The following is a 3,524-nucleotide window of genomic DNA, read 5'->3' as shown; positions in this document are numbered from 1 at the left end:
GCCCCGCACCGGCGTGCGGCGATTCCCGGCCCCCACCGGTGCCGTCGTCCCCCCACCGGGGCCGGCGCGGGGACGCCGGGGCGCGATACCGTCGAGCGGGCGGGCTTTCCCCGGTCCCGGTACCCGGCCGTACACTTGCTCCGGGACCTCTGGCACTCACCGGACGGGAGTGCCGGCACAGCAGGGCGGGTAACGGGCCGGACGGGAGGTGCGCGACATGCTGAGCGAACGCAGACTTCAGGTGTTGCGGGCGATCGTCCAGGACTACGTGGGCACGCAGGAGCCGGTGGGCTCCAAGGCCCTCACCGAGCGGCACAACCTGCAGGTGTCCCCGGCGACGGTGCGCAACGACATGGCGGCGCTGGAGGACGAGGGGTACATCGCACAACCCCACACCAGCGCGGGGCGGGTGCCCACGGACAAGGGCTACCGGCTCTTCGTGGACAAACTGGCCGACGTCAAGCCCCTGTCGCGGGCCGAGCGCCGGGCCATCCGCAGTTTCCTGGAGAGCGCGGTGGACCTCGACGACGTCGTGGGCCGCACGGTGCGTCTGCTCGCGCAGTTGACCCGGCAGGTCGCCGTCGTCCAGTACCCCTCGCTCTCGCGTTCGACGGTGCGGCACGTGGAACTGCTCGCGCTGGCCCCCGCCCGGGTGATGTTGGTGCTGATCACCGACACCGGCCGGGTCGAGCAGCGGGTCATCGACTGCCCCGCCCCGATCGGGGAGGCGTTCCTGGCCGATTTGCGGGCCCGGCTGAACGCCCGCGTCGCGGGTGAGCGCTTCACCGAGGTCCCGCGCCTGGTGCAGGAGCTTCCCGAATCCTTCGACGCCGAGGACCGGGGCACGGTGCAGAGCGTGCTGGCGACCCTGCTGGAGACCCTGGTCGAGGAGACCGAGGAACGACTCATGATCGGCGGGACGGCCAACCTCACCCGCTTCGGACAGGACTTCCCGCTCACCATCCGCCCGGTGCTCGAGGCACTGGAGGAGCAGGTGGTCCTGCTGAAGCTGCTCGGCGAGGCGGGCAATTCCGAGATGACCGTCCGCATCGGGCGGGAGAACGCCCACGAAGGGCTCACCTCCACCTCGGTGGTGGCGGTGGGATACGGTTCCGGTGACGAGGCCGTGGCCAAGCTGGGCGTCGTCGGCCCCACCAGGATGGATTACCCCGGAACCATGGGTGCCGTGCGCGCGGTGGCCCGATACGTCGGACAGATCCTCGCGGAGAAATAAGTGGCGACTGACTACTACGCCGTCCTTGGTGTGCAGCGAGATGCCTCGCAGGATGAGATCAAGAAGGCGTTCCGACGTCTGGCCAGGGAGCTGCACCCGGATGTGAATCCGGACCCCAAGACGCAGGAGCGGTTCAAGGAGATCAACACCGCCTACGAGGTGCTCTCCGACCCGCAGAAGAAGCAGATGTACGACCTGGGCGGCGACCCGATGGGCGGCGCCTCGGCCGGCGCGGGCTTCGGCGGCGCCGGGTTCGGCAACTTCTCCGACATCATGGACGCCTTCTTCGGCACCGCCGCCCAGCGCGGGCCGAAGTCGCGGACCCGGCGCGGGCAGGACGCCCTCATCCGGTTGGAGATCGATCTCAAGGAGGCGGCCTTCGGCACCACCCGTGAGATCCAGGTGGACACCGCCACCGTCTGCAACACCTGCAACGGCGAGGGAGCCGCGCCGGGCACCTCCGCGCAGACCTGCGACATGTGCCGCGGGCGCGGCGAGGTCTCCCAGGTCACCCGCTCCTTCCTCGGCCAGGTGATGACCTCCCGGCCGTGTCCGCAGTGCCAGGGCTTCGGCACCGTGGTCCCCACCCCCTGCCCGGAGTGCGCGGGGGACGGCCGGGTGCGCTCGCGCCGGACGCTGACGGTGAAGATCCCGGCGGGTGTGGACAACGGCACCCGCATCCAGCTCGCCGGCGAGGGCGAGGTCGGCCCCGGTGGCGGCCCGCCCGGCGACCTGTACGTGGAGATCCGCGAGAAGGCGCACGAGGTCTTCCAGCGGCGCGGTGACGACCTGCACTGCACGGTCACTGTGCCGATGACCGCCGCCTCCCTGGGCACCAAGGTGCCCCTGGAGACCCTGGACGGCACCGAGGAGGTGGACATCCGTCCCGGTACGCAGTCGGGGCAGTCCATCCCGCTGCACGGCCGCGGGATCACCCACCTGCGGGGGAACGGGCGCGGCGACCTCGTCGTGCACGTCGAGGTGCAGACGCCGAGCAAGCTCGACGCCGAGCAGGAGGAGCTGCTGCGCCGGCTCGCCGTCCTGCGGGGTGAGGAGCGCCCCACGGGGCAGTTCCAGCCCGGCCAGCAGGGTTTGTTCTCCCGGCTCAAGGACGCCTGGAACGGCCGGTGAGCCGGGCGGGAGCCCGGTTCCGCCCCGTTCACCGGCGCGCTGCCGTCCGGTGCGCTCTCGCCCGAACGGTTGACGGGCGGCCGGGCGGCGAACGGTGACCGCCCCGCTCTTCGTGCACGGGGACGTCGCCGGGACCCGGGCCGGCGACGAACTGTGGCTGGAGGGCCCGGAGGGTCGGCACGCGGTGTCGGTGAAGCGGCTGCGGATCGGTGAGGAAGTGGTCCTCGCCGACGGGCTCGGTCATGGCGCGGTGGGCGAGGTGACCGGGGTCGAGGGGCGCGACCGACTGCGGATGGTGGTGACCGCCGTCCGGCGGGAACCGGCTCCCGAGCCCGCGTTGACCGTGGTGCAGGCCCTGCCCAAGGGCGACCGCGGGGAGGTGGCGGTGGAGACGCTCACCGAGACCGGGGTGGACACGATCGTCCCCTGGCAGGCCGCGCGGTGCGTGACCCGCTGGCGGGCCGAACGTGGGGAGAAGGCGCTGGCCAAGTGGCGGAACACCGCGCGGGAGGCGGGTAAACAGTCCCGTCGGCTGCGGTTCCCCGGGGTCACCGGGGCACACGCCACCCGGGACGTGGCCGCACTGATCGCGTCGACCGCCGGTGCCGGCGGGACGGCCCTGGTGCTGCACGAGACGGCGACCGTCCCCCTGACCTGGGCGGTGGAGTCCGGCGGCGGGGGCCCGGTGGTCCTGGTGGTGGGCCCGGAAGGGGGCATCGCGCCGGAGGAACTGGCCGTCCTGGAGGAGGCCGGGGCCCGGGCGGTGCGCCTGGGGCCCGCCGTGCTGCGGACCTCCACCGCCGGGACGGTCGCCGCCGCGGTCGTGCTCTCCCGCACGCCCCGCTGGGCGTGAGCCCGCCGGCCCCGGGGCCGGCGCCACCGTTCGGGCCGGGGTCCCTCAGCGGCCGGGCCGACCCGGGGGGCCCGTGCCGGGCGGGGCCTCGGGGTGCAGGTCCGCCTCGGGCCCGGAGCCCGGGTCGGGGTGACGGCGAAGCAGGATGATGGCGGCGATCAGGCCGCCCCACACCAGGCCGATCGAGACGATCATCATGACGACGGCACCTGTGGACATCAGGGGTTCCCGTTCCGGTCGGTCCGACCCCGGTCCCCGGGGGCGGACCGACCGGAACGGGAACCCCTGATGTCCACAGGTGCCGTC

At 73.0% G+C, this 3,524-nt stretch carries 4 protein-coding genes; 3 read left to right on the top strand and 1 reads right to left on the bottom strand.

Features of this window, described 5'->3' with window-relative positions; genetic code table 11:
- The first annotated feature begins 217 nt into the window (after nucleotides 1-217).
- From hrcA to FNQ90_RS16455, 3 genes are all read left to right on the top strand, one after another.
- Complete coding sequence (gene hrcA, locus FNQ90_RS16465) at nucleotides 218-1,234, top strand: heat-inducible transcriptional repressor HrcA (protein ID WP_143617541.1); 1,017 nt, start codon at nucleotides 218-220, stop codon at nucleotides 1,232-1,234.
- Entirely contained in the window at nucleotides 1,235-2,365 is a 1,131-nt protein-coding gene (gene dnaJ / locus FNQ90_RS16460; RefSeq protein ID WP_182607081.1) for a molecular chaperone DnaJ, read from the top strand.
- Between the two features lie 94 nt (nucleotides 2,366-2,459).
- Entirely contained in the window at nucleotides 2,460-3,218 is a 759-nt protein-coding gene (locus FNQ90_RS16455; protein ID WP_182607080.1) for a 16S rRNA (uracil(1498)-N(3))-methyltransferase, read from the top strand.
- 45 nt (nucleotides 3,219-3,263) lie between these two features.
- Here FNQ90_RS16455 and FNQ90_RS16450 read toward each other — a convergent pair whose 3' ends face one another.
- Nucleotides 3,264-3,437 (bottom strand): methionine/alanine import family NSS transporter small subunit, encoded by a 174-nt coding sequence (locus FNQ90_RS16450; protein WP_182607079.1) that lies wholly within the window; start codon nucleotides 3,435-3,437, stop codon nucleotides 3,264-3,266.
- Between the last annotated feature and the right edge of the window lie 87 nt (nucleotides 3,438-3,524).

Origin of the sequence: Streptomyces alkaliphilus, from assembly GCF_014141535.1 — a bacterium.
GTDB lineage: Bacteria > Actinomycetota > Actinomycetes > Streptomycetales > Streptomycetaceae > Streptomyces > Streptomyces alkaliphilus.
Note: the sequence above shows the minus strand (reverse complement) of the source record. Positions and strands in the feature narration are given on the sequence as shown.